Here is a 21490-nt window from a genome sequence, read left to right on the forward strand (position 1 = left end):
TTCAGCGGGAGCGGGCGCAACCCGTGGCGACGTCGCACCTCAGACCCCGTGACGATCCAACCAGTGCCCGGCCAGGCTGCGTGCACGCTGGTCGGCTGCAAACACCGCCTCCAGCGTCGGCACGGCAACGACCGCTTCCTGGTTGAGCACGTGCTCGATGATACTCGGGATCTGCGGGAAGCGGATGCGCCGCTGAAGAAATGCCTCGACGGCCACTTCATTGGCCGCATTGAGCATCGCAGGGGCACTGTTGCCGGCGTCCGCCGCTTCACGCGCCAGGCGCAGACACGGAAAGCGCTGCTCGTCCGGCGCCTGGAAATCCAGGCGGGCAACGGCGAACAGGTCCAGCGGCGCCACACCCGAGTCGATGCGCTGCGGCCAGGCCAGGGCGTTGGCGATCGGCGTGCGCATGTCGGGGTTGCCCAACTGTGCCAGCACCGAACCATCGACGTAGTCGACCAGCGAGTGAATCACGCTTTGCGGGTGGACCACCACCTCGACCTGGGCAGGCCTGGCATCGAACAGCCAGCACGCCTCGATCAGCTCCAGGCCCTTGTTCATCATGCTGGCCGAGTCGACGGAGATCTTGCGCCCCATGGACCAGTTCGGGTGCGCACAGGCCTGCTCCGGGGTGACGTGCTCCAGCTCGGCCTGCGGCGTTTCACGAAACGGACCACCGGAGGCGGTCAGCAGGATGCGCCGCACACCCACCTGGGCCAGGCCGCGGGCATAGTCCCCAGGCAGGCACTGGAAGATCGCGTTGTGCTCGCTGTCGATCGGCAGCAGTACCGCACCACTGCGCTGCACGGCCTGCATGAACAGGGCGCCGGACATCACCAGCGCCTCCTTGTTGGCCAGCAGCACCTTCTTGCCCGCCTCCACTGCGGCCAGGGTCGGACGCAACCCCGCCGCACCGACGATGGCCGCCATCACCGCATCCACCTGCGGGTCGGCCGCCACCTGGCACAGGCCCTGCTCGCCCACCAGCACCTCGGTACTCGACCCCGCAGCACGCAGGTCGGCCTGCAACTGCTGCGCGGCCTCATCGCCCGGCACCACGGCAAACACCGGAGCATGGCGCAGGCACAGGGCCAGCAGCTCGCCCAGGCGCGAATAGCCGCTCAGGGCATAGGCCTGGTAGCGCTCGGGGTGACGGGCAATCACGTCCAGTGTGCTCAGGCCAATGGAGCCTGTGGCGCCCAGCACCGTGATCCGTTGCGGGCGGCTCACAGCGCGCCCCAGTTGGCGGCCCACAGCAGCACGGCAAACAGCGGGATGGCAGCCGTGAGGCTGTCGATGCGATCCAGTACCCCACCATGCCCCGGCAGCAGGTTGCTGCTGTCCTTGATCCCGGAACGGCGCTTGAACATGCTTTCGGTCAGGTCGCCGACCACCGACACCAGTACCACGACGGCGGCACCGAACAGACCGAGGATCAGCTCGCCGGCGCTCCACTCGCGGGTCACGCCCACCACCGCCGTGATCACCAGGCTCAGCGCCAGGCCACCGTAGACACCTTCCCAGCTCTTGCCGGGGCTGACCTGCGGCGCCAGCTTGCGCTTGCCAAAGGCCCGGCCCGAGAAGTAGGCGCCGATATCGGCGCCCCATACCAGGACCATCACCGCCATGATCAGCCAGTTGCCCAGGGGCCAGTGCTTGATCAGCACCAGGCCTTGCCAGGCCGGCAACAGCACCAGCAGGCCGATCAGCAGGCGGCAGGCCACACTGGCCCACAGCTCGCTGGTACGCGGGTAGGTCAGCACCAGCCAGGTGGCCAGCGCCCACCACAGCACCGAAACGCCCAGCACCCAGGGTGCCAGCTCCGGCATCAGGTGCAGCAGCATCAGCAGGCCGGCGACCACCACGGCATAGGCAACCCGCAGGCCCTGGGCGATCAGCCCGGCCAGGCGGGCCCATTCCCAGGCCCCGAGGGTGACCACCAGGCCGATGAACAAGGCAAAGTTCGCCCCGTCGAGCAGGAAAAACCCGCACAGGGCAATCGGCAACAGAATCAGCGCAGTGATGATGCGTTGTTTAAGCATTAAGCACGGGCTCCAGCCTCGACCTGCTCGCTGGTTTTACCGAAGCGGCGCTGGCGCGAAGCGAAATCGGCCAATGCAGTGCGCATGGCCTCGTGTTTGAAGTCCGGCCAGAACAGGTCGGAGAAATACAGCTCGGCGTACGCCAGCTGCCACAGCAGGAAGTTGCTGATGCGGTGCTCGCCACCGGTGCGGATGCACAGGTCGGGCAACGGCAGATCGCCTGTCGCCAGGCACGGCTGCAGCAACTCGGGGGTGATGTCTTCCGGGCGCAGATGCCCGGCCTGCACTTCACGCGCCAGGCGCTGGGCGGCCTGGGCGATATCCCACTGACCACCGTAGTTGGCGGCGATCTGCAGGATGAAGCGATTGCTGCCTGCGGTCAGCGCCTCGGCCTCGCGCATGGCAGCCTGCAACTCAGGGTGAAAGCGCGAGCGATCACCGATGATGCGCAGGCTGATGTTGTTCTCGTTGAGCCGCCTGGCCTCGCGACGCAGCGCCGAGAAGAACAGCTCCATCAGCGCACCGACCTCGTCGGCCGGGCGCTGCCAGTTCTCGCTGGAGAACGCGAACAGGGTCAGGACCTCGACCTTGGCCTCGGCGCACACCTCGATGACCGCGCGCACCGCATCCACGCCTGCCTTGTGCCCGGCAACGCCGGGCAACAGGCGCTTCTTCGCCCAGCGATTATTTCCATCCATGATGATCGCGACATGGCGCGGCACCGATGGAGGCACACCCTGCTTGGTCTTTTCCATTGAAAAAAGTCCCGGCCCTTAAACGGCCATCAGGTCCTTTTCTTTCTCTTCGGTGGCCTTGGTGATCTGGGCCTCGGTATCTTTGGTCAGCTTGTCGATATCAGCGATGGCGCGACGCTCTTCGTCTTCACTGATTTCCTTGTCCTTGACCAGCTTCTTCAGCTCACCCAGAGCATCGCGGCGAATGTTGCGCACAGCAACGCGCGCGTCTTCGGCCGCACTGCGCGCCTGCTTGGTGAAGCCCTTGCGGGTTTCTTCGGTCAGGGCTGGCATGCTGATCAGCAGCAGCTCACCCAGGTTGGTCGGATTGAGATTCAAACCGGCGCTCTGGATGGCCTTGTCGACGGCAGCGAGCATGTTGCGCTCGAACGCCACGACCTGCAGGGTGCGCGAATCTTTCACGGTGACGTTGGCCACGCCGCTGATCGGGGTGTCGGTACCGTAGTAAGGCACCATCACGCTTGCCAGGATGCTGGGGTGTGCCTTGCCGGTACGAATCTGGCCGAACGCATAAGCCAGAGACTCCAGGGATTTCTGCATACGCGCTTGGGCGTCTTTCTTGATTTCGTTGATCATTTTTGAACTTCCTCGATCAGGGTCCCTTCAGCGCCACCATGCACGATGTTCAGCAGGGCGCCAGGCTTGTTCATGTTGAAGACGCGCAACGGCATCTTGTGGTCTCGGCACAGACAGATAGCTGTCAGGTCCATCACGCCCAGCTTGCGATCCAGCACTTCATCGTAGGTAAGATGATCGAACTTCTCGGCATGCGGGTCTTTGAATGGGTCTGCAGTGTATACACCATCGACCTTGGTTGCCTTCAATACCACGTCGGCATCGATTTCGATGGCGCGCAGGCAGGCGGCGGAGTCGGTGGTGAAGAACGGGTTGCCGGTACCGGCCGCGAAAATTACCACTTCTTTCGAGTTCAGGTGGCGCATGGCCTTGCGGCGATCATAGTGATCGGTCACGCCTACCATGGAAATCGCCGACATGACGATGGCGGTGATGTTGGCGCGCTCCAGCGCATCGCGCATGGCCAGCGCATTCATTACCGTGGCCAGCATACCCATGTGGTCGCCGGTAACGCGGTCCATGCCCGCTGCGCTGAGCGCCGCGCCACGGAACAGGTTGCCGCCACCGATCACCAGGCCGACCTGCACACCGATACCGACCAGCTGGCCGACTTCCAGCGCCATGCGATCCAGCACCTTGGGGTCGATGCCGAACTCTTCCGAGCCCATCAGGGCCTCGCCGCTAAGCTTGAGTAGAATGCGTTTATAGCGAGCTTGATAACCACTGCCCTGCTGAGCCATTGCGAATCTCTCCTGCGGCGTTTTGAAAAAAAATCTAGGCGGGCTGTTTTCAGCCTGCTAACTGTAGCGTGGCGCAGCGACTGCGCCAGCGAAAGGGCGGCGTTGTAAACCGCCCCCGCTTTGACAAAGAGGCTGCGCGCGTGAGCGGGCAGCCTCTTTGGGGCGACAGAGGTGACTCTGTCTTACTGCTTGGCAGCAGCCAGCTGTGCAGCAACTTCTTCAGCGAAGTTGTCGACTGGCTTCTCGATGCCTTCGCCTACCTTGAAGTAGGTGAAGGAAACGATTTCGGCACCGGCTTTCTTGGCCAGCTCGCCGACCTTGATTTCCGGGTTCATGACGAAGGCTTGCTCGACCAGGCTGGCTTCGGCCAGGAACTTCGAGATACGGCCTTTGACCATGTTCTCGACGATGTTCTCAGGCTTGCCTTTGATCTTCTCTTCGTTCAGCTGCAGGAACACGGCTTTTTCGCGCTCGATCGCTTCAGCCGAAACTTCCGACGGCAGCAGGAACTCAGGGTTGCTTGCCGCCACGTGCATGGCGATCTCTTTGGCCAGTTGGACGTCGCCGCCCTTCAGGACCACTGCAACACCGATCTTGTTGCCGTGCAGGTAGGTACCGACAACGTCACCTTCAACGCGCACCAGGCGACGGATGTTGACGTTTTCGCCAACCTTGGCCACCAGGGCTTCACGAGCAGCTTCACGCGCAGCGATCAGCGGCGCAGCGTCGGTCAGTTTTTCAGCGAAGGCTTGCTCGACGCTTTCGGCGACGAAGGCCTTGAAGTCGTCTTGCAGGGCCAGGAAGTCGGTCTGCGAGTTCACTTCCAGCAGGACAGCGGACTTGTCGTCGGCCTTGATGGCGATGGCGCCTTCAGCGGCAACGTTGCCAGCTTTCTTGGCTGCCTTGATGGCACCCGAAGCGCGCATGTCGTCAATGGCTTTTTCGATGTCGCCGCCAGCCTTTTCCAGGGCTTTCTTGCAATCCATCATGCCTTCGCCGGTACGCTCGCGCAGTTCTTTTACCAGCGCTGCAGTAATTGCTGCCATTTCAAATTCCTCTTGGATAGGTTTTCAACCATTCCACCCGATACCTGACGGGCGTTCAATTCTGGAAATCCACTGCCAGAGCACATGCAGTTCGCAATGATGCAACGGCGACGCTGACAAGAGGATTTCAAGGTGGCAAAAAGGGGGCCAAGCCCCCTTTTTGCGTGCCGAGTCGACGCTAAGCGTCAGCTACTCAGGCTTCGGCAGCCGGTGCAGCTGCTTCTTCTGCGAACACTTCGGTGCCGCCGGCAACGTTGTTGCGACCACGGATAACGGCGTCAGCCATCGAACCCATGTACAGCTGGATGGCGCGAATGGCGTCATCGTTGCCTGGGATGATGTAGTCAACGCCTTCCGGGCTGCTGTTGGTATCGACAACGCCGATGACCGGGATACCCAGCTTGTTGGCTTCGGTGATAGCGATGCGCTCGTGGTCAACGTCGATCACGAACAGGGCATCAGGCAGGCCGCCCATGTCCTTGATACCACCCAGGCTGCGGTCCAGTTTTTCCAGATCGCGGGTGCGCATCAGCGCTTCTTTCTTGGTCAGCTTGGTGAAGGTACCATCTTCGGCCTGGGTTTCCAGGTCGCGCAGACGCTTGATCGAAGCACGGATGGTCTTGTAGTTGGTCAGCATGCCGCCCAACCAGCGGTGATCGACGTACGGCGAACCGCAACGTGCTGCTTCTTCAGCAACGATCTTGCCAGCGGAACGCTTGGTGCCGACGAACAGAATCTTGTTTTTGCCCTGGGCCAGGCGCTCTACGAAGGTCAGTGCCTCGTTGAACATCGGCAGGGTTTTTTCAAGGTTGATGATGTGGATCTTGTTGCGCGCGCCGAAAATGTACTTGCCCATTTTCGGATTCCAGTAACGGGTTTGGTGACCGAAGTGCACACCGGCCTTCAGCATATCGCGCATGTTGACTTGGGACATGATAGTTCCTTGATAAGTCGGGTTGGGCCTCCACGTATCCCAATGACCAACCCCGAAACCGAAGTCAGGGGCACCCAGGCCATCGTGTCGACACGTGTGTGGGTTTGAGCAGACGGGGCTATCCCCGAAAGCGGCGCATTTTATACCACACAAGTGAGCCGAGCGAAACCGAAAAAACAGACGACACCCGAGGGTTGCACCCGCCCTGCTCACGCAGCGACCGATGCAATCAACATAAATAGTAGGCAATGCCCAGCAGCCCAGGCCCCAGCCCGCCGCCTCGCTCTGTTAGAATCACGCCTTTCCCGTTTCATTTGCGCCTGCGCGCGCCGTAGAGAGCCTGCAATGACCGTCACTATCAAAACCGCCGAAGACATCGAAAAGATGCGCGTCGCCGGCCGCCTGGCCGCCGAAGTCCTGGAGATGATCGAAGAACACGTCAAGCCCGGTGTCACCACCGAGGAACTCGACCGCCTGTGCCACGACTACATCGTCAACGTGCAGCAGGCCATCCCCGCGCCCCTGAACTACAAGGGCTTCCCCAAGTCGATCTGCACCTCGGTCAACCACGTGGTGTGCCACGGCATCCCGGGCGACAAGCCGCTCAAGGATGGCGACACACTGAACATCGACGTGACCGTGATCAAGGACGGCTACCACGGCGACACCAGCCGCATGTTCCACGTCGGCACCGTGCCGGTATGGGCCGAGCGCCTGTCCCAGGTCACCCAGGAGTGCATGTACAAGGCCATCGAGCTGGTCAAGCCGGGCTGCCGCCTGGGCGACATCGGCGAAGTGATCCAGAAGCACGCCGAAAAGAACGGCTTCTCGGTGGTGCGCGAGTTCTGCGGCCACGGTATCGGCAAGGTGTTCCATGAAGAGCCGCAGATCCTGCACTACGGCCGCGCCGGTACCGGCATGGAACTCAAGGAAGGCATGACCTTCACCATCGAGCCGATGATCAACCAGGGCAAGGCCGACACCAAGGTGCTGGGCGACGGCTGGACCGCCATCACCAAGGACCGCAAGCTCTCGGCGCAGTGGGAACACACCCTGGTGGTCACCGCCACCGGCTACGAGATCTTCACCCTGCGCAAGGACGACACGATCCCGCGCACTTCGGCCTGACCCTCACAGGAACGTCATCGATGCCCCAGGTGGACCCCGAGCTGTTCGACCGCGGCCAGTTCCAGGCGGAACTGGCCCTCAAGGCCAGCCCCATAGCGGCCTTCAAGAAAGCCATCCGCCAGGCCGGCGAGGTGCTCGACGGGCGCTTTCGCAGCGGCCGCGAGATCCGCCGACTGATCGAGGACCGCGCCTGGTTCGTCGACAACATCCTGCAACAGGCATGGAACCAGTTCAGCTGGAGCGAAGCCGCCGACATCGCCCTGATCGCCACCGGCGGCTACGGGCGCGGCGAGCTGCACCCCTACTCCGACATCGACCTGCTGATCCTGCTCGATGACGCCGACCACGAGGTGTTTCGCGACTCGATCGAGCGCTTCCTCACCCTGCTCTGGGACATCGGCCTGGAAGTCGGCCAGAGCGTGCGCTCGGTGGACGAATGCGCCGAACAGGCGCGGGCCGACCTCACGGTGGTCACCAACCTGATGGAAAGCCGCACCATCTGCGGCCCCGAACACCTGCGCCAGCGCATGCTCGAGGTCACCAGCACGGCGCACATGTGGCCGAGCAAGGAATTCTTCCTGGCCAAGCGCGCCGAGCAGAAGGCGCGCCACCACAAGTACAACGACACCGAGTACAACCTGGAACCCAACGTCAAGGGCTCCCCCGGTGGCCTGCGCGACATCCAGACCGTGCTCTGGGTAGCGCGCCGCCAGTACGGCACGCTCAACCTGCATGCGCTGGCCGGCGAAGGCTTCCTGCTGGAGAGCGAGAACAACCTGCTGGCCTCGTCACAGGAGTTTCTGTGGAAGGTGCGCTACGCCCTGCACATGCTCGCCGGGCGCGCCGAAGACCGCCTGCTGTTCGACCACCAGCGCAGCATCGCCGCGTTGCTGGGCTTTACCGATGACAACCCCAAGCGCGCCATCGAACAGTTCATGCAACAGTACTACCGGGTGGTGATGAGCATCGCCGAGCTCAGCGACCTGATCATCCAGCATTTCGAGGAAGTCATCCTCGCCGATGACAGCGCCAGCAGCACCCAGCCGCTGAACCCGCGCTTCCAGCTGCATGACGGCTATATCGAGGCGGTGCGCAGCAACGTGTTCAAGCGCACCCCGTTCGCCATGCTCGAGATCTTCGTGCTGATGGCCCAGCACCCCGAAATCAAGGGCGTGCGTGCCGACACCATCCGCCTGCTGCGCGAGCACCGGCACCTGATCGACGACGAGTTCCGCAACGATATCCGCAACACCAGCCTGTTCATCGAGCTGTTCAAGTGCGAGATCGGCATCCACCGCAACCTGCGCCGCATGAACCGCTACGGCATCCTGGGGCGCTACCTGCCCGAGTTCGGCCTGATCGTGGGGCAGATGCAGCACGACCTGTTCCACATCTATACGGTCGATGCGCACACCCTGAACCTGATCAAGCACCTGCGCAAACTGCAGTACACCCCCGTGTCCGAGAAATTCCCGCTGGCCAGCAAGCTCATGGGGCGCCTGCCCAAGCCCGAGCTGATCTACCTCGCCGGCCTGTACCACGACATCGGCAAGGGGCGTCAGGGCGACCATTCCGAGATCGGTGCGGTGGACGCCCAGGCATTCTGCAGCCGCCACCAGTTGCCCGCCTGGGACAGCCGGTTGATCGTGTGGCTGGTACAGAACCACCTGGTGATGTCGACCACTGCCCAGCGCAAGGACCTCTCCGACCCGCAGGTGATCCACGACTTCGCCCAGCTGGTCGGCGACCTGGTGCACCTGGACTACCTCTATGTGCTCACCGTGGCCGACATCAACGCCACCAACCCGAGCCTGTGGAACTCCTGGCGCGCCAGCCTGCTGCGCCAGCTCTACACCGAAACCAAGCGGGCCCTGCGCCGCGGCCTGGAAAACCCGCTGGAACGCGAAGAGCAGATCCGCCAGACCCAGAGCGCAGCTCTGGACATCCTGGTACGCGAAGGCACCGACCCGGACGACGTCGAACAACTGTGGTCGCAACTGGGCGATGACTACTTCCTGCGCCACACCGCCGCGGACGTGGCCTGGCACTCCGACGCGATCCTGCAGCAGCCGGCCGACGGCGGCCCGCTGGTGCTGATCAAGGAGACCACCCAGCGCGAGTTCGAGGGCGGTACGCAGATCTTCATCTATGCCCCCGACCAACACGACTTCTTCGCCGTGACCGTGGCCGCGATGGACCAGCTCAACCTGAACATCCACGACGCACGCATCATCACCTCCAGCAGCCAGTTCACCCTCGACACCTACATCGTGCTCGACAACGACGGCGGCTCGATCGGCGACAACCCGCAGCGCGTCAAGGAAATCCGTGAAGGCCTCACCGAAGCCCTGCGCAACCCCGACGACTACCCCACCATCATCCAGCGTCGGGTACCGCGCCAGCTCAAGCACTTCACCTTCGCGCCCCAGGTGACCATCCTCAACGATGCCCAGCGCCCGGTGACCATCCTCGAGCTCAGCGCCCCGGACCGCCCGGGCCTGCTGGCACGCATCGGCAAGATCTTCCTGGAGTTCGACCTGTCGCTGCAGAACGCCAAGATCGCCACCCTGGGCGAGCGGGTGGAAGACGTGTTCTTCATCACCGACGCCGACAACCAGCCGCTGTCCGACCCTGAACTGTGCCGCCGCCTGCAGGCCGAGATCGTCGAGCAGTTGCGCGTCGACCAGGCCACCGGCGTCGAGATGACCCGCCTCACCCTTTGACCGATTGACGAGACCCAGCGCCAATGAACAACGCTTTGAACCAGCTTCAGCCCTACCCGTTCGAGAAACTGCGTGCCCTGCTCGATGGCGTGACGCCGGCCGCAGACAAGCGCGCCATCGCCCTGTCGATCGGCGAGCCCAAGCACGCCTCGCCGGCATTCGTGGCCAAGGCACTGGCCGACAACCTCGACAAGATGGCGGTGTACCCCACCACCCTGGGCCTGCCCGCGCTACGCGAAAGCATCGTGCACTGGTGCGAGCGCCGCTTCGGTGTACCGGCCGGCTGGCTGAATGCCGCACAGCACGTGCTGCCCGTCAACGGCACCCGCGAGGCGCTGTTCGCCTTCACCCAGGCGGTGGTCAGCCGTGGTGAGGACGCGCTGATCGTCAGCCCCAACCCGTTCTACCAGATCTACGAAGGTGCCGCGTTGCTCGCCGGCGCCCAGCCGCACTACCTGCCGTGCCTGGACAGCAACGGCTTCAACCCGGACTTCGACGCGGTGCCAGCCGAGATCTGGCAGCGTTGCCAGATCCTGTTCCTGTGCTCGCCAGGCAACCCGACTGGCGCACTGGTGCCGCTGGACACCCTGAAAAAACTCATCGCACTGGCCGACGAGCACGACTTCGTGATCGCCGCCGACGAGTGCTACAGCGAGCTGTACTTCGACGAGCAGGCCCCGCCACCCGGCCTGCTCAGCGCCTGCGTGGAACTTGGCCGCAGCGACTTCAAGCGCTGCGTGGTGTTCCACAGCCTGTCCAAGCGCTCCAACCTGCCAGGCCTGCGTTCGGGCTTCGTGGCCGGCGATGCCGAGATTCTCAAGGCCTTTTTGCTCTACCGCACCTATCACGGTTGCGCGATGCCGGTACAGACCCAGCTGGCGAGCATCGCCGCCTGGAACGACGAGGCGCATGTCCTGGAGAACCGCGACCTGTATCGCGAGAAGTTCGACGCCGTGCTGCAGGTGCTGGCCCCGGTAATGGATGTACAGAAGCCCGACGGCGGTTTCTACCTGTGGCCGAAGGTCCCCGGCGATGACGCGCAGTTCTGCCGCGACCTGTTCGAACAGCAGCACGTGACCGTGGTGCCGGGCTCGTACCTGTCTCGCGAGGTGGAGGGCTTCAATCCGGGGGCCGGACGCGTGCGCCTGGCGCTGGTGGCCCCGCTTGCCGAATGTGTCGAGGCGGCCCAGCGCATCCGCGCATTCGTCGAAGGCTGAGCCGGTACGCCTGGTCGGCCGACCGATAGATAAGTAACGCCCAAGGCCCGGTCGGCCCGCCAATCATGGAGCTCCACTCAACAGGAGCTCCAGCATGGACATACCAACCTTGTGCAAGGTCACCCAGGTGGCCGATCAGCAGCAATCCTACGAAACAGCCCTGAAAGAAAACCCGCTCAACGCCCCGCAGCCCTCGCGCTCGGGTCGTCAGAAACGCGGCGTTGCCTACCACAGCCGCCTGTGGGCGCCGGGCCGCACCCTGCTCATCGCCTTCGCGGCCGACGTACCGGAACAGACGCAACAGAGCATCTTCGAGGTTGCCTGCCAATGGCTGGCGTACGCCAACCTCAAGTTCCAGCGCACCGCCGACTGGGCCGAGGCACAGATCAGGATCGAGATGAAGCCAAGCGGCACGGGGATCAACCATTCACTGGTCGGTACCGACGCCTTGCTCCGCGAAGACAGCACCATGACCCTCAGCGACTGGCCTGGCGATGAGCAGTTCCAGCGCAGCGTGCTGCATGAGTTCGGGCACGCGCTGGGCCTGGACCATGAGCATCAGCACCCGGATGCGGACATCCAGTGGAACCTGGCCAAGCTGCTGGAATACGCCGAACAGGTCGGCATGCCCATGGAAGAGATTGCTGAAAACTTCCTCAACAGGATCGAACGCACGCAGGCATTGCACAACGCCTACGACCCGGGTTCGGTCATGCACTACCCGATTCCGGCCACCTTCACCCTGAACAATGTGGCTTTCACCGGCTCGGCGCAGCTCAGTGACGGCGACAAGGCGCTGGCGGGCAAGGCCTACCCCTTCACCCCGGTACACCCGTGAAGTACACCCCGCCCAGCCCGGCAGCGGGCGAGACCTGGGCGCCAGCATGCGCCTGACCTGTCCGCGCGACTGACCCCCAGCGCGGGGCCGCCATGCGACCCCGAGCACTTCACTTGACCGGCCCCAGGTTGGCCTCGCTCATGTCCAGCTCACCCAGCACCTGGCGCACCACGTCATCACCGATCTGGTGCTGGCGGTGCAGGTTGTACAGCTCCAGGCGCTGCGCCCGCAGCGCCCGCAGGCGCAGGCGTCGCTCCAGCTGATCCATCTGCGCGGCCAGCGCCTGGGCCTCGGCACTGTCGTTGAACACGTCCAGTTGCTGCCGGTACTCGGCCATCAGGCGCGCCTTCAACTCGGCGGCCAGTGCGGCCTGGGAGGCATCCTGGGGCGCGCCGGGCTCCACCAGTTCCTCGGCCTCCAACGCATGGATCGCCGCCTCGGCGGTGCGCCGCCAGGCCTCGCGCGCCTCCTGGCGCAGGGTATCGTCGGGGCTCTTCTCCACCCCGCGCAGCAGCAACGGCAAGGCAATGCAGGCCGATACCAGCGACAGCAGAATCACCCCTGCGGCAATGAAGATCAGCAGGTCGCGTTCGGGAAACGCCTTGCCCGCGCCGATCAGCAGCGGCACCGACATCACGCCCGCCAGGGTCACCGCCCCGCGCACGCCGCCCACGGTCAGCAGCCAGCACGAACGCGCGTTGGGCACCAGCACCAGGTCTTCCTTGCCGCGCCAGCGCCGGATCACCCCGATCAGGCGCCAGATGCTCTGCACCCAGATGAACCGCAGCGCCAGCAACACCAGGAAGATCGCCACCACATCCAGGCAGCGGTACAGCAGGGTTGGCCACAGCGATGCCTCATGGCTGGTCACCGCCTTGGCGATATCGGGCAGTTGCAGGCCCAGCAGCAGGAAGATCAGGCCGTTGAAGGCGAACTCCAGCAGCGACCACACACTGCGGTTGAGCAGGCGCGTGCTGGTCTGGCGCGGCAGCAGGTCAAGCCAGCTCTGCATCATGCCCGCCGCCACCGCCGAGAGAATGCCCGAGGCGCCCAGGCGCTCGGCCAGCACATAGGCGGCGAACGGCAGCAACAGCATGAATACCACGTGGGTGGCCGGGTCGTCCCAGCCGCGCGCGATCATCCACACCCGCAGGCGCCCCACCAACCAGCTCAGCGCCACGCCGATGGCCAGGCCACCCACGGCCACCAGCACGAAGGTCACACTGGCCTCGGCCAGCGAGAACACCCCGGTGATCGCCGCCACCAGCGCAAACTTGAATGTCACCAGGCCCGAGGCATCGTTCATCAGCGCCTCGCCCTGCAGCATGTGCATCAACGGGGTGGGCAGGCGATCCTGGCTGATTGCCGACACCGCCACCGCGTCGGTGGGCGACAGCACGGCGGCCAGGGCAAAGGCCACCGGCAGCGGTATGCTCGGCAGGATCCAGTGGATGAAATAGCCGGCCCCCACCACCGTGAACAGCACCAGCCCCACCGCCAGGGTCAGGATCGGCCCGCGCAGGCGCCAGAACTCGCGCTTGGGCATGCGCCAGCCATCGGAGAACAGCAACGGGGGCAAGAACAGGAACAGAAACAGCTCAGGGTCCAGGGCCACGTGCAGGCCCAGAGTCGGCCAGGCCAGCAGCGCACCGGCACCAATCTGCACCAGCGGCAGTGGCAGCGGGATCAATCGCCCCACCAGTTTCGAGACACTGACCAGCATCAGCAGGATAAGAACGGTATAGGCTGACTGCATACGGCGTGTTTTTCCTGTTCAGTTTCAAATACGCTCAACGGCCAGGGTTATGCCATTGAAACAACATGTTACCGGGATCTGCATGAACACAACCGCTCCACCTAAGTCGCAGACCCGCCGGCAATCTGTAACACAATGCTACAAAAGAGGAGCCTCGCATGATCACCCCCGCGTCGACCCTATTGACCCACGATAGCCCCAACCGTGCGCTGCTGGTCATCGATGTGCAAAACGATTTCATCCCCGGCGGCGCCCTGGCGGTGCCCGGTGGCGACGAGATCGTGCCGCTGGTCAACCAGCTCGGCCGCCAGTTCGAGCGCGTGGTGCTGGCCCAGGACTGGCACCCGGCCGGGCACGCCTCGTTCGCCTCGAGCCACCCGGGCAAGAATCCGTTCGAGGTCATCGAACTGTCATACGGGCCGCAGACACTCTGGCCCGACCACTGCATTCAAGGGAGCCCCGGCGCACAGTTTCACCCGGACCTGAACATTGCCCACGCACAGCTGATCGTGCGCAAGGGCGGCAACCGCCAGGTCGACAGCTACTCGGCGTTCACCGAAGCCGACCAGACCACACCCACCGGCCTGGCCGGCAACCTGCGCGAGCGCGGCATCGACACGCTGTTCCTGTGCGGCCTGGCCCTGGACTTCTGCGTGGCCTGGACGGCACTGCACGCACGCCGCAAAGGGTTCGCCACCTATGTGGTGCTGGACGCCTGCCGCGCCATCGATACCGCAGGCTCCTGCGCGGCGGCGATGGCACAGATGCAGGCTGCCGGGGTGCAGTTCATTCAGGCGCGGCAACTGGGCGGCGCCAGCCGTGGCGCCCTGCCCGATGTTGTCGCATAATCCAGCCCACCCATTCTTCGAGGAGTTTCGGGGCGGCTGCGGGAACACCCGCGCGCCCTTAACGTTCAATGGCTTATATTCTCTTCGGCATCAAAGCCTGTGACACGATGAAGAAAGCCCGTACCTGGCTTGAAGAACAGCACATCCAGTACGACTTTCACGACTACAAGACCCAGGGTATAGACCGGGACCACCTGAACCGCTGGTGCGACGAGCACGGCTGGCAGGTGGTACTCAACCGCGCAGGCACCACCTTCCGCAAGCTCGATGACGCGCAGAAGGCCGACCTCGACCAGGCCAAGGCCGTCGAGCTGATGCTGGCACAACCCTCGATGATCAAGCGCCCGGTGCTCGACCTGGGCGGCAAGACCCTGGTCGGTTTCAAACCGGACCTGTACGCGGCAGCCCTGCGCTGAACCGCGACGCCTTCACTCAATTTCGCAAGAGGTAACCGCATGTCCACTTCACTGTTCAGCCTGGCCTTCGGCGTCGGCACTCAAAACCGTCAAGGCGCCTGGCTGGAAGTCTTCTACGCACAGCCACTGCTCGCCCCGAGCGCCGAGCTGGTCGCAGCCGTCGCCCCGATCCTGGGCTATGAAGGCGGCAACCAGGCCATCGCGTTCAGCAACGCCCAGGCCGCGCAACTGGCTGAAGCCGTCAAGGGCGTCGACGCCGCCCAGGCTGCACTGCTGACCCGCCTGGCCGAAAGCAACAAGCCGCTGGTGGCCACACTGCTGGCCGAAGACGCCACCCTGAGCTCCACCCCTGAGGCCTACCTCAAGCTGCACCTGCTGTCGCACCGCCTGGTCAAGCCCCACGGCCTGAGCCTGGCCGGCATCTTCCCGCTGCTGCCGAACGTGGCCTGGACCAGCCAGGGCGCCATCGACCTGGCCGAACTGGCCGAGCAGCAACTCGAAGCCCGCCTCAAGGGCGAGCTGCTGGAAGTGTTCTCGGTCGACAAGTTCCCGAAAATGACCGACTACGTGGTGCCGAGCGGCGTGCGTATCGCCGACAGCGCCCGCGTGCGCCTGGGTGCCTATATCGGCGAAGGCACCACCATCATGCACGAAGGCTTCGTCAACTTTAACGCCGGCACCGAAGGCCCGGGCATGATCGAAGGCCGCGTTTCGGCGGGCGTGTTCGTCGGCAAGGGTTCGGACCTGGGCGGCGGCTGCTCCACCATGGGCACCCTGTCGGGCGGCGGCAACATCGTCATCAAGGTCGGCGAAGGCTGCCTGATCGGCGCCAACGCCGGTATCGGCATCCCGCTGGGCGACCGCAACACCGTCGAAGCCGGCCTGTACATCACCGCCGGCACCAAGGTGAACCTGCTCGACGAAAACAACGAGCTGGTCAAGGTGGTCAAGGCCCGCGACCTGGCTGGCCAGACCGACCTGCTGTTCCGCCGCAATTCGCTAAACGGCGCGGTCGAGTGCAAGACCCACAAGTCGGCCATCGAGCTGAACGAAGCGCTGCACGCCCACAACTAAGTGGTACGATCGGGTCTGGCCCTCTGCCAGACCCGATATCAGGCCCTACACATCATGTTCCAGCCCTCTCCCTGGCGCGCAGACTTCCCTGCCATCGCCGCCCTGCAACGCCAGCACCAGACCTACCTGGACAGCGCTGCCACCACGCAGAAACCCCAGCACCTGCTCGACGCCCTGAGCCACTACTACACCCAGGGTGCGGCCAACGTGCACAGGGCCCAGCACCTGCCCGGCGCACTTGCCACCCAGGCATTCGAGGCCAGCCGCGAAAAAGTCGCCGCCTGGCTCAATGCCGCCGATGCGCAGCAGATCGTGTTCACCCATGGCGCCACCTCGGCGCTCAACCTGCTGGCCTATGGCCTGGAATGGCGCCTGGAGGCGGGCGACGAGATCGCCGTCAGCGCCCTGGAGCACCACGCCAACCTGCTGCCCTGGCAGCAGTTGGCCCAGCGCCGGGGCCTCAGGCTGGTGATCCTGCCCCTCGACGCCAACGGGCATATCGACCTGGAGGCGGCCCTGCAACTGATCGGCCCGCGTACCCGCGTGCTGGCGGTGAGCCAGTTGTCGAATGTGCTCGGCACCTGGCAGCCGCTGCAACCGTTGCTCGACCACGCCCGCGCCCAAGGCGCCCTCAGCGTGGTCGATGGCGCCCAGGGCGTGGTGCACGGGCGTCACGATGTACAGCAACTGGGCTGCGACTTCTATGTGTTTTCCAGTCACAAGCTGTATGGCCCGGACGGCCTTGGCGTGCTCTATGGCCGCCGCGAGGCGTTGGGCCTGCTGCGTCACTGGCAGTTCGGCGGCGAGATGGTGCAACTGGCCGGCTACCAGCAGTCGAGCTTTCGCCCCGCCCCGCTGGGTTTCGAGGCCGGCACGCCGCCGATCGCCAGCGTGATCGGGCTGGGTGCCAGCCTGGATTACCTGGCCAGCCTCGACGCTACCAGCGTGGTCGAACATGAAGCCGCCCTGCACCGCCATCTGCTGCGCGGCCTCAACGATCGTGAAGGGGTGCGGATACTGGGCGCGCCGCAACTGGCCCTGGCCAGCTTCGTGGTCGAGGGCGTGCACAATGCCGACCTTGCGCACCTGCTGACCGAACAGGGCATCGCCGTGCGGGCCGGTCATCACTGCGCCATGCCGCTGGTCAACAGCCTGGGCCTGGACGGCGCGATCCGCGTGTCGCTGGCGCTGTACAACGATTCCCACGACCTGGAGCGCTTCTTCAGCGCCCTGGACCAGGCCCTGGAGCTGCTGCGATGAGCCTGCCCGACGCCGCCCGCGAGGCGCTGGATGTATTCGAACAGGCTGCCGGCTGGGAGCAGCGCGCCCGCCTGCTGATGCAATGGGGCGAGCGCCTGGCCCCCCTGGACGCGACGCAGCAGTGCGAGGCCAACCGCGTGCACGGTTGCGAAAGTCAGGTGTGGCTGGTGGCCGAGCAGGTCGAAGGTCGCTGGCACTTCAAGGCCGCCAGCGATGCGCGGCTGCTGCGCGGCCTGCTGGCGCTGCTGCTGGTGCGGGCCGAAGGCTTGACCGGCAGCCAGCTGCAGCAGCTGGACCTGCCCGCCTGGTTCACCGCCCTGGGCCTTGGCCGACAGCTCTCGCCGTCCCGCAGCAACGGCCTGAACGCCGTGCTGCAGCGCATGGCTCAGCTCGCCGCCGGCGCCTGAGCTGCTACGCGATCGGCCGGGCGGCGCTTGCCACCCACCAGTTTCTCCACGGCCTTGCTGGCAGCGACCATGCCGAAGGTCGCCGTCACCATCATCACCGCGCCGAAACCGCCCGAGCAGTCGAGCTTGACCCCGTCCCCGACGAAGCTCTTCTGCAGGCAGATACCGCCATCGGGCAGCGGATAGCGCAACTGCTCGGTGGAGAACACGCACGGCACCCCGTAGTTGCGGCTCACGTTGCGCGAAAACCCGTGGTCGCGGCGCAGCGTCGAACGCACCTTGGAGGCCAGCGGGTCGTTGACCGTGCGGTTGAGATCGGCCACCTGGATCTGCGTGGGGTCGAGCTGCCCGCCCGCACCGCCGGTGCAGATCACCTGGATCTTGCGCCGCTTGCACCAGGCAATCAGCGCAGCCTTGGCCATCACGCTGTCGATGCAGTCGATCACGCAGTCGATATGATCGGTGATGGTCTGGGCCAGGTTGTCGCGGGTGACGAAGTCCACCACCGCGTGCACCTTGCAGTCCGGGTTGATTGCGCGCAGGCGCTCGGCCATCACCTCGACCTTGGGCTTGCCCACGTTGCCCTGCAGCGCATGCAACTGGCGATTGGTGTTGCTCACGCACACGTCATCCAGGTCGAACAGCGAAATTTCGCCAACGCCGCTGCGGGCCATGGCCTCGGCCGCCCACGAGCCGACACCGCCGATGCCGACGATCGCCACATGCGCCTCGCGCAGGCGTTGCAAGCCCTGCTGGCCATACAACCGGGCAACACCGGCAAAGCGTGGATCTTCTGTACTCATGGCCCAACCCTGAAAAAACCGGCGCGCATTATAGGCCCCACAACGCAGGATGACAGCCCGCAACCGACGCACTGATTGCCATGAATTGGTAAACCTGGCGCCAACCCTGCTTTAATGACCGGTGCAAACCCTGCTTTGGACGGCAATTGTACGGGCTTCAGAACTTCAGCATCTGAGGAAAATCCAAGCGCTACATGCACCCGTTTCCTATACCACGCTACCTGCCTGGTGCGTAGGATCCGTGCCCGCCGGCGCTTGCCCGTTCCACTTTTCGGAACCCGAAATATCTATGTCATCGCGTAAATTTGGTATCAACCTGGTGGTCGTCATGGCGATTGCCGCGCTATTCACCGGGTTCTGGGCACTGATCAACCGCCCGGTGTCCGCCCCCGACTGGCCGGAGCAGATCTCCGGCTTCTCGTATTCGCCTTTTCGCCTGGGCGAAAGCCCGCAAAAGGGCCAGTACCCGACCGAAGCCGAGCTGCGCGAAGACCTCGAGCAACTGAGCAAGCTGACCGACAGCATCCGCATCTATACGGTGGAAGGCACCCAGGCGCTGATCCCGCGTCTGGCCGAAGAGTTCGGCCTGCGCGTGACCCTGGGTGTGTGGATCAGCCCCGACCTGGAACGCAACGAGCGCGAAATCGAGACCGCCATCCAGTTGGCCAACACCTCGCGCAGCGTGGTGCGGGTGATGGTCGGCAACGAGGCGCTGTTTCGCGAAGAGGTCACCCCCCAGGCCCTGATGGACTACATGGACCGCGTGCGCGCCGCAGTGAAGGTGCCGGTCACCACCAGCGAACAGTGGCACATCTGGAAGGAAAACCCCGAGCTTGCCGGGCACGCCGACCTGATCGCCGCGCACATCCTGCCCTACTGGGAATTCATCCCGGTGAGCCAGGCCGAGCAGTTCGTGCTCGACCGCGCCCGCGAGCTCAAGCAACTGTTCCCGCGCAAGCCGCTGCTGCTGTCCGAGGTCGGCTGGCCCAGCAATGGCCGCATGCGCGGCGGTGCCGACGCCACCCAGGCGGATCAGGCCATCTACCTGCGCAGCCTGGTCAACCTGCTCAACCGCCAGGGCTACAACTACTTCGTGATCGAAGCCTACGACCAGCCCTGGAAAGCCAGTGACGAAGGTTCGGTGGGCGCCTACTGGGGCGTGTTCAATGCCGCGCGCCAGCAGAAATTCAACTTCGAGGGCCCGGTGGTGGCCATTCCGCAGTGGCGCGTGCTGGCCGTGGGCTCGGTGGTGCTGGCGATGCTGTCGCTGACCCTGCTGCTGATCGACGGTTCGGCGCTGCGCCAGCGCGGGCGCACCTTCCTGACCTTCATCGCGTTCCTGTGCGGCTCGGTGCTGGTATGGATCGGCTATGACTACAGCCAGCAGTACAGCACCTGGTTCAGCCTCACCGTGGGTTTCCTGCTGGCGCTCGGCGCGCTGGGGGTGTTCATCGTGCTGCTGACCGAGGCCCATGAACTGGCCGAGGCGGTATGGACGCACAAGCGCCGCCGGCTGTTCCTGCCGGTGGAGGCCGACAGCGCCTATCGGCCCAAGGTGTCGGTGCATGTGCCGTGCTACAACGAGCCCCCGGAGATGGTCAAGCAGACCCTCGATGCCCTCGCGGCGCTGGACTACCCGGACTTCGAAGTGCTGATCATCGACAACAACACCAAGGACCCGGCCGTGTGGGAGCCGCTCAAGGCCCATTGCGAGCTGCTGGGCGAGCGCTTCAAGTTCTTCCATGTGGCACCGCTGGCGGGCTTCAAGGGTGGCGCGCTGAACTACCTGATCCCGCACACTGCCAAGGACGCCGAAGTGATCGCGGTGATCGACTCGGACTATTGTGTCGACCGCAACTGGCTCAAGCACATGGTGCCGCACTTTGCCGACCCCAAGATCGCCGTGGTGCAGTCGCCGCAGGACTACCGCGACCAGAACGAAAGCACCTTCAAGAAGCTCTGCTACGCCGAGTACAAGGGCTTCTTCCATATCGGCATGGTCACCCGCAACGACCGTGACGCAATCATCCAGCACGGCACCATGACCATGACCCGGCGCTCGGTGCTCGAAGAGCTCGGCTGGGCCGACTGGTGCATCTGCGAAGATGCCGAACTGGGCCTGCGCGTGTTCGAGAAGGGTTACTCGGCAGCGTATTCCCACGAGAGCTACGGCAAGGGCCTGATGCCCGACACCTTCATCGACTTCAAGAAGCAGCGCTTTCGCTGGGCCTACGGCGCGATACAGATCATCAAGCGTCACACCTCCAGCCTGCTGCGCGGCAAGGACACCCAACTGACCCGCGGCCAGCGCTACCACTTCCTGGCCGGCTGGCTGCCGTGGATCGCCGACGGCATGAACATCTTCTTCACCGTGGGTGCGCTGCTGTGGTCGGCGGCCATGATCATCGTGCCGCAGCGGGTCGACCCGCCGCTGCTGATCTTCGCGATCCCGCCGCTGGCGCTGTTCGTGTTCAAGGTGGGCAAGATCGTGTTCCTGTACCGCCGCGCGGTAGGGGTCAACCTCAAGGACGCATTCTCGGCGGCGCTGGCAGGGCTGGCGTTGTCGCACACCATTGCCAAGGCGGTGCTGTACGGGTTCTTCACCAGCAGCATTCCGTTCTTCCGCACGCCGAAGAACGCCGACAGCCACGGGCTGCTGGTGGCACTGGCAGAGGCCCGCGAGGAGCTGTTCATCATGCTGCTGCTGTGGGGCGCGGCGCTGGGCATCTACCTGGTGCAGGGCCTGCCGAGCAACGACATGCGCTTCTGGGTGACCATGCTGCTGGTGCAGTCGCTGCCGTACCTGGCGGCGCTGATCATGGCCATGCTGTCGTCGCTGCCCAAGCCTGCGGGTGTCACGCAGCCCGCACCTGCCGCCTGATAAACCGCCATCGCGGGTCAGGCCCGCTCCCACAGGGATTGCGCAG

The 21490-nt window shown here is 64.4% G+C and carries 19 protein-coding genes; 10 read left to right on the top strand and 9 right to left on the bottom strand.

Going from position 1 to position 21490, the window contains the following annotated elements:
• Positions 1-39: 39 nt before the first annotated feature.
• From ispC to rpsB, 7 genes are all read right to left on the bottom strand, one after another.
• Entirely contained in the window at positions 40-1230 is a 1191-nt protein-coding gene (ispC, locus tag CR917_RS01760) for a 1-deoxy-D-xylulose-5-phosphate reductoisomerase (protein WP_043863257.1), read from the bottom strand.
• Positions 1227-2042 carry a phosphatidate cytidylyltransferase gene (locus CR917_RS01765; protein ID WP_054915002.1) on the bottom strand — a complete coding sequence of 272 codons (816 nt, stop codon included), beginning with the start codon at positions 2040-2042 and terminating at the stop codon, positions 1227-1229. Before CR917_RS01765 ends, ispC begins: the two co-directional genes overlap by 4 nt.
• Complete coding sequence (uppS, locus tag CR917_RS01770; protein WP_043863255.1) at positions 2042-2797, bottom strand: polyprenyl diphosphate synthase; 756 nt, start codon at positions 2795-2797, stop codon at positions 2042-2044. Before uppS ends, CR917_RS01765 begins: the two co-directional genes overlap by 1 nt.
• 18 nt (positions 2798-2815) lie before the next feature.
• Positions 2816-3373, bottom strand: coding sequence for a ribosome recycling factor (gene frr / locus CR917_RS01775; RefSeq protein ID WP_043863254.1), 558 nt, complete (start codon positions 3371-3373; stop codon positions 2816-2818).
• On the bottom strand, positions 3370-4113 hold the full coding sequence (gene pyrH, locus CR917_RS01780) for a UMP kinase (protein WP_038614006.1): 744 nt from the start codon (positions 4111-4113) through the stop codon (positions 3370-3372). The genes frr and pyrH overlap by 4 nt, the downstream gene beginning before the upstream one ends.
• A gap of 182 nt (positions 4114-4295) precedes the next feature.
• A complete protein-coding gene (tsf, locus tag CR917_RS01785) occupies positions 4296-5159 on the bottom strand; it encodes a translation elongation factor Ts (RefSeq protein ID WP_043863253.1) in 864 nt (287 codons plus the stop codon).
• Positions 5160-5352: 193 nt separating this feature from the next.
• Positions 5353-6093: a 30S ribosomal protein S2 gene (gene rpsB / locus CR917_RS01790; protein ID WP_043863252.1), complete on the bottom strand. Its 741-nt coding sequence runs from the start codon at positions 6091-6093 to the stop codon at positions 5353-5355.
• Between the two features lie 345 nt (positions 6094-6438).
• Between rpsB and map the strand changes: the two genes are divergently transcribed.
• The 4 genes from map (at position 6439) to CR917_RS01810 (ending at position 11999) form a co-directional block, all read left to right on the top strand.
• Entirely contained in the window at positions 6439-7221 is a 783-nt protein-coding gene (gene map, locus CR917_RS01795; RefSeq protein WP_043863251.1) for a type I methionyl aminopeptidase, read from the top strand.
• 20 nt (positions 7222-7241) lie between these two features.
• Complete coding sequence (locus tag CR917_RS01800; RefSeq protein ID WP_043863250.1) at positions 7242-9944, top strand: [protein-PII] uridylyltransferase; 2703 nt, start codon at positions 7242-7244, stop codon at positions 9942-9944.
• 23 nt (positions 9945-9967) lie between these two features.
• On the top strand, positions 9968-11161 hold the full coding sequence (dapC, locus tag CR917_RS01805) for a succinyldiaminopimelate transaminase (RefSeq protein WP_054915003.1): 1194 nt from the start codon (positions 9968-9970) through the stop codon (positions 11159-11161).
• A 94-nt stretch (positions 11162-11255) separates the two neighbouring features.
• Positions 11256-11999: a M12 family metallopeptidase gene (locus tag CR917_RS01810; RefSeq protein WP_052504292.1), complete on the top strand. Its 744-nt coding sequence runs from the start codon at positions 11256-11258 to the stop codon at positions 11997-11999.
• 109 nt (positions 12000-12108) lie between these two features.
• Here CR917_RS01810 and CR917_RS01815 read toward each other — a convergent pair whose 3' ends face one another.
• Positions 12109-13755: a Na+/H+ antiporter gene (locus CR917_RS01815; RefSeq protein ID WP_054915004.1), complete on the bottom strand. Its 1647-nt coding sequence runs from the start codon at positions 13753-13755 to the stop codon at positions 12109-12111.
• Between the two features lie 158 nt (positions 13756-13913).
• Between CR917_RS01815 and pncA the strand changes: the two genes are divergently transcribed.
• The 5 genes from pncA (at position 13914) to CR917_RS01840 (ending at position 17760) form a co-directional block, all read left to right on the top strand.
• Entirely contained in the window at positions 13914-14603 is a 690-nt protein-coding gene (pncA, locus tag CR917_RS01820) for a bifunctional nicotinamidase/pyrazinamidase (protein ID WP_054915005.1), read from the top strand.
• A gap of 68 nt (positions 14604-14671) precedes the next feature.
• Positions 14672-15019, top strand: coding sequence for an ArsC family reductase (locus CR917_RS01825; protein WP_104571829.1), 348 nt, complete (start codon positions 14672-14674; stop codon positions 15017-15019).
• A gap of 39 nt (positions 15020-15058) precedes the next feature.
• On the top strand, positions 15059-16093 hold the full coding sequence (dapD, locus tag CR917_RS01830) for a 2,3,4,5-tetrahydropyridine-2,6-dicarboxylate N-succinyltransferase (RefSeq protein ID WP_043863245.1): 1035 nt from the start codon (positions 15059-15061) through the stop codon (positions 16091-16093).
• Between the two features lie 54 nt (positions 16094-16147).
• Positions 16148-17353 (top strand): cysteine desulfurase, encoded by a 1206-nt coding sequence (locus tag CR917_RS01835; protein WP_054915006.1) that lies wholly within the window; start codon positions 16148-16150, stop codon positions 17351-17353.
• Positions 17350-17760 (top strand): SufE family protein, encoded by a 411-nt coding sequence (locus CR917_RS01840; protein WP_078480074.1) that lies wholly within the window; start codon positions 17350-17352, stop codon positions 17758-17760. Before CR917_RS01835 ends, CR917_RS01840 begins: the two co-directional genes overlap by 4 nt.
• On the opposite strand, the gene tcdA is transcribed toward CR917_RS01840, so the two are convergent.
• On the bottom strand, positions 17739-18563 hold the full coding sequence (gene tcdA, locus CR917_RS01845) for a tRNA cyclic N6-threonylcarbamoyladenosine(37) synthase TcdA (protein ID WP_058541484.1): 825 nt from the start codon (positions 18561-18563) through the stop codon (positions 17739-17741). The genes CR917_RS01840 and tcdA overlap by 22 nt on opposite strands.
• A 289-nt stretch (positions 18564-18852) precedes the next feature.
• Here tcdA and CR917_RS01850 point away from each other — a divergent pair, with 289 nt between their 5' ends.
• Entirely contained in the window at positions 18853-21444 is a 2592-nt protein-coding gene (locus CR917_RS01850; RefSeq protein ID WP_104571830.1) for a glycosyltransferase, read from the top strand.
• Positions 21445-21490 lie beyond the last annotated feature (46 nt).

The organism is Pseudomonas sp. BRM28 (assembly GCF_002939405.1).
GTDB lineage: Bacteria > Pseudomonadota > Gammaproteobacteria > Pseudomonadales > Pseudomonadaceae > Aquipseudomonas > Aquipseudomonas palmensis.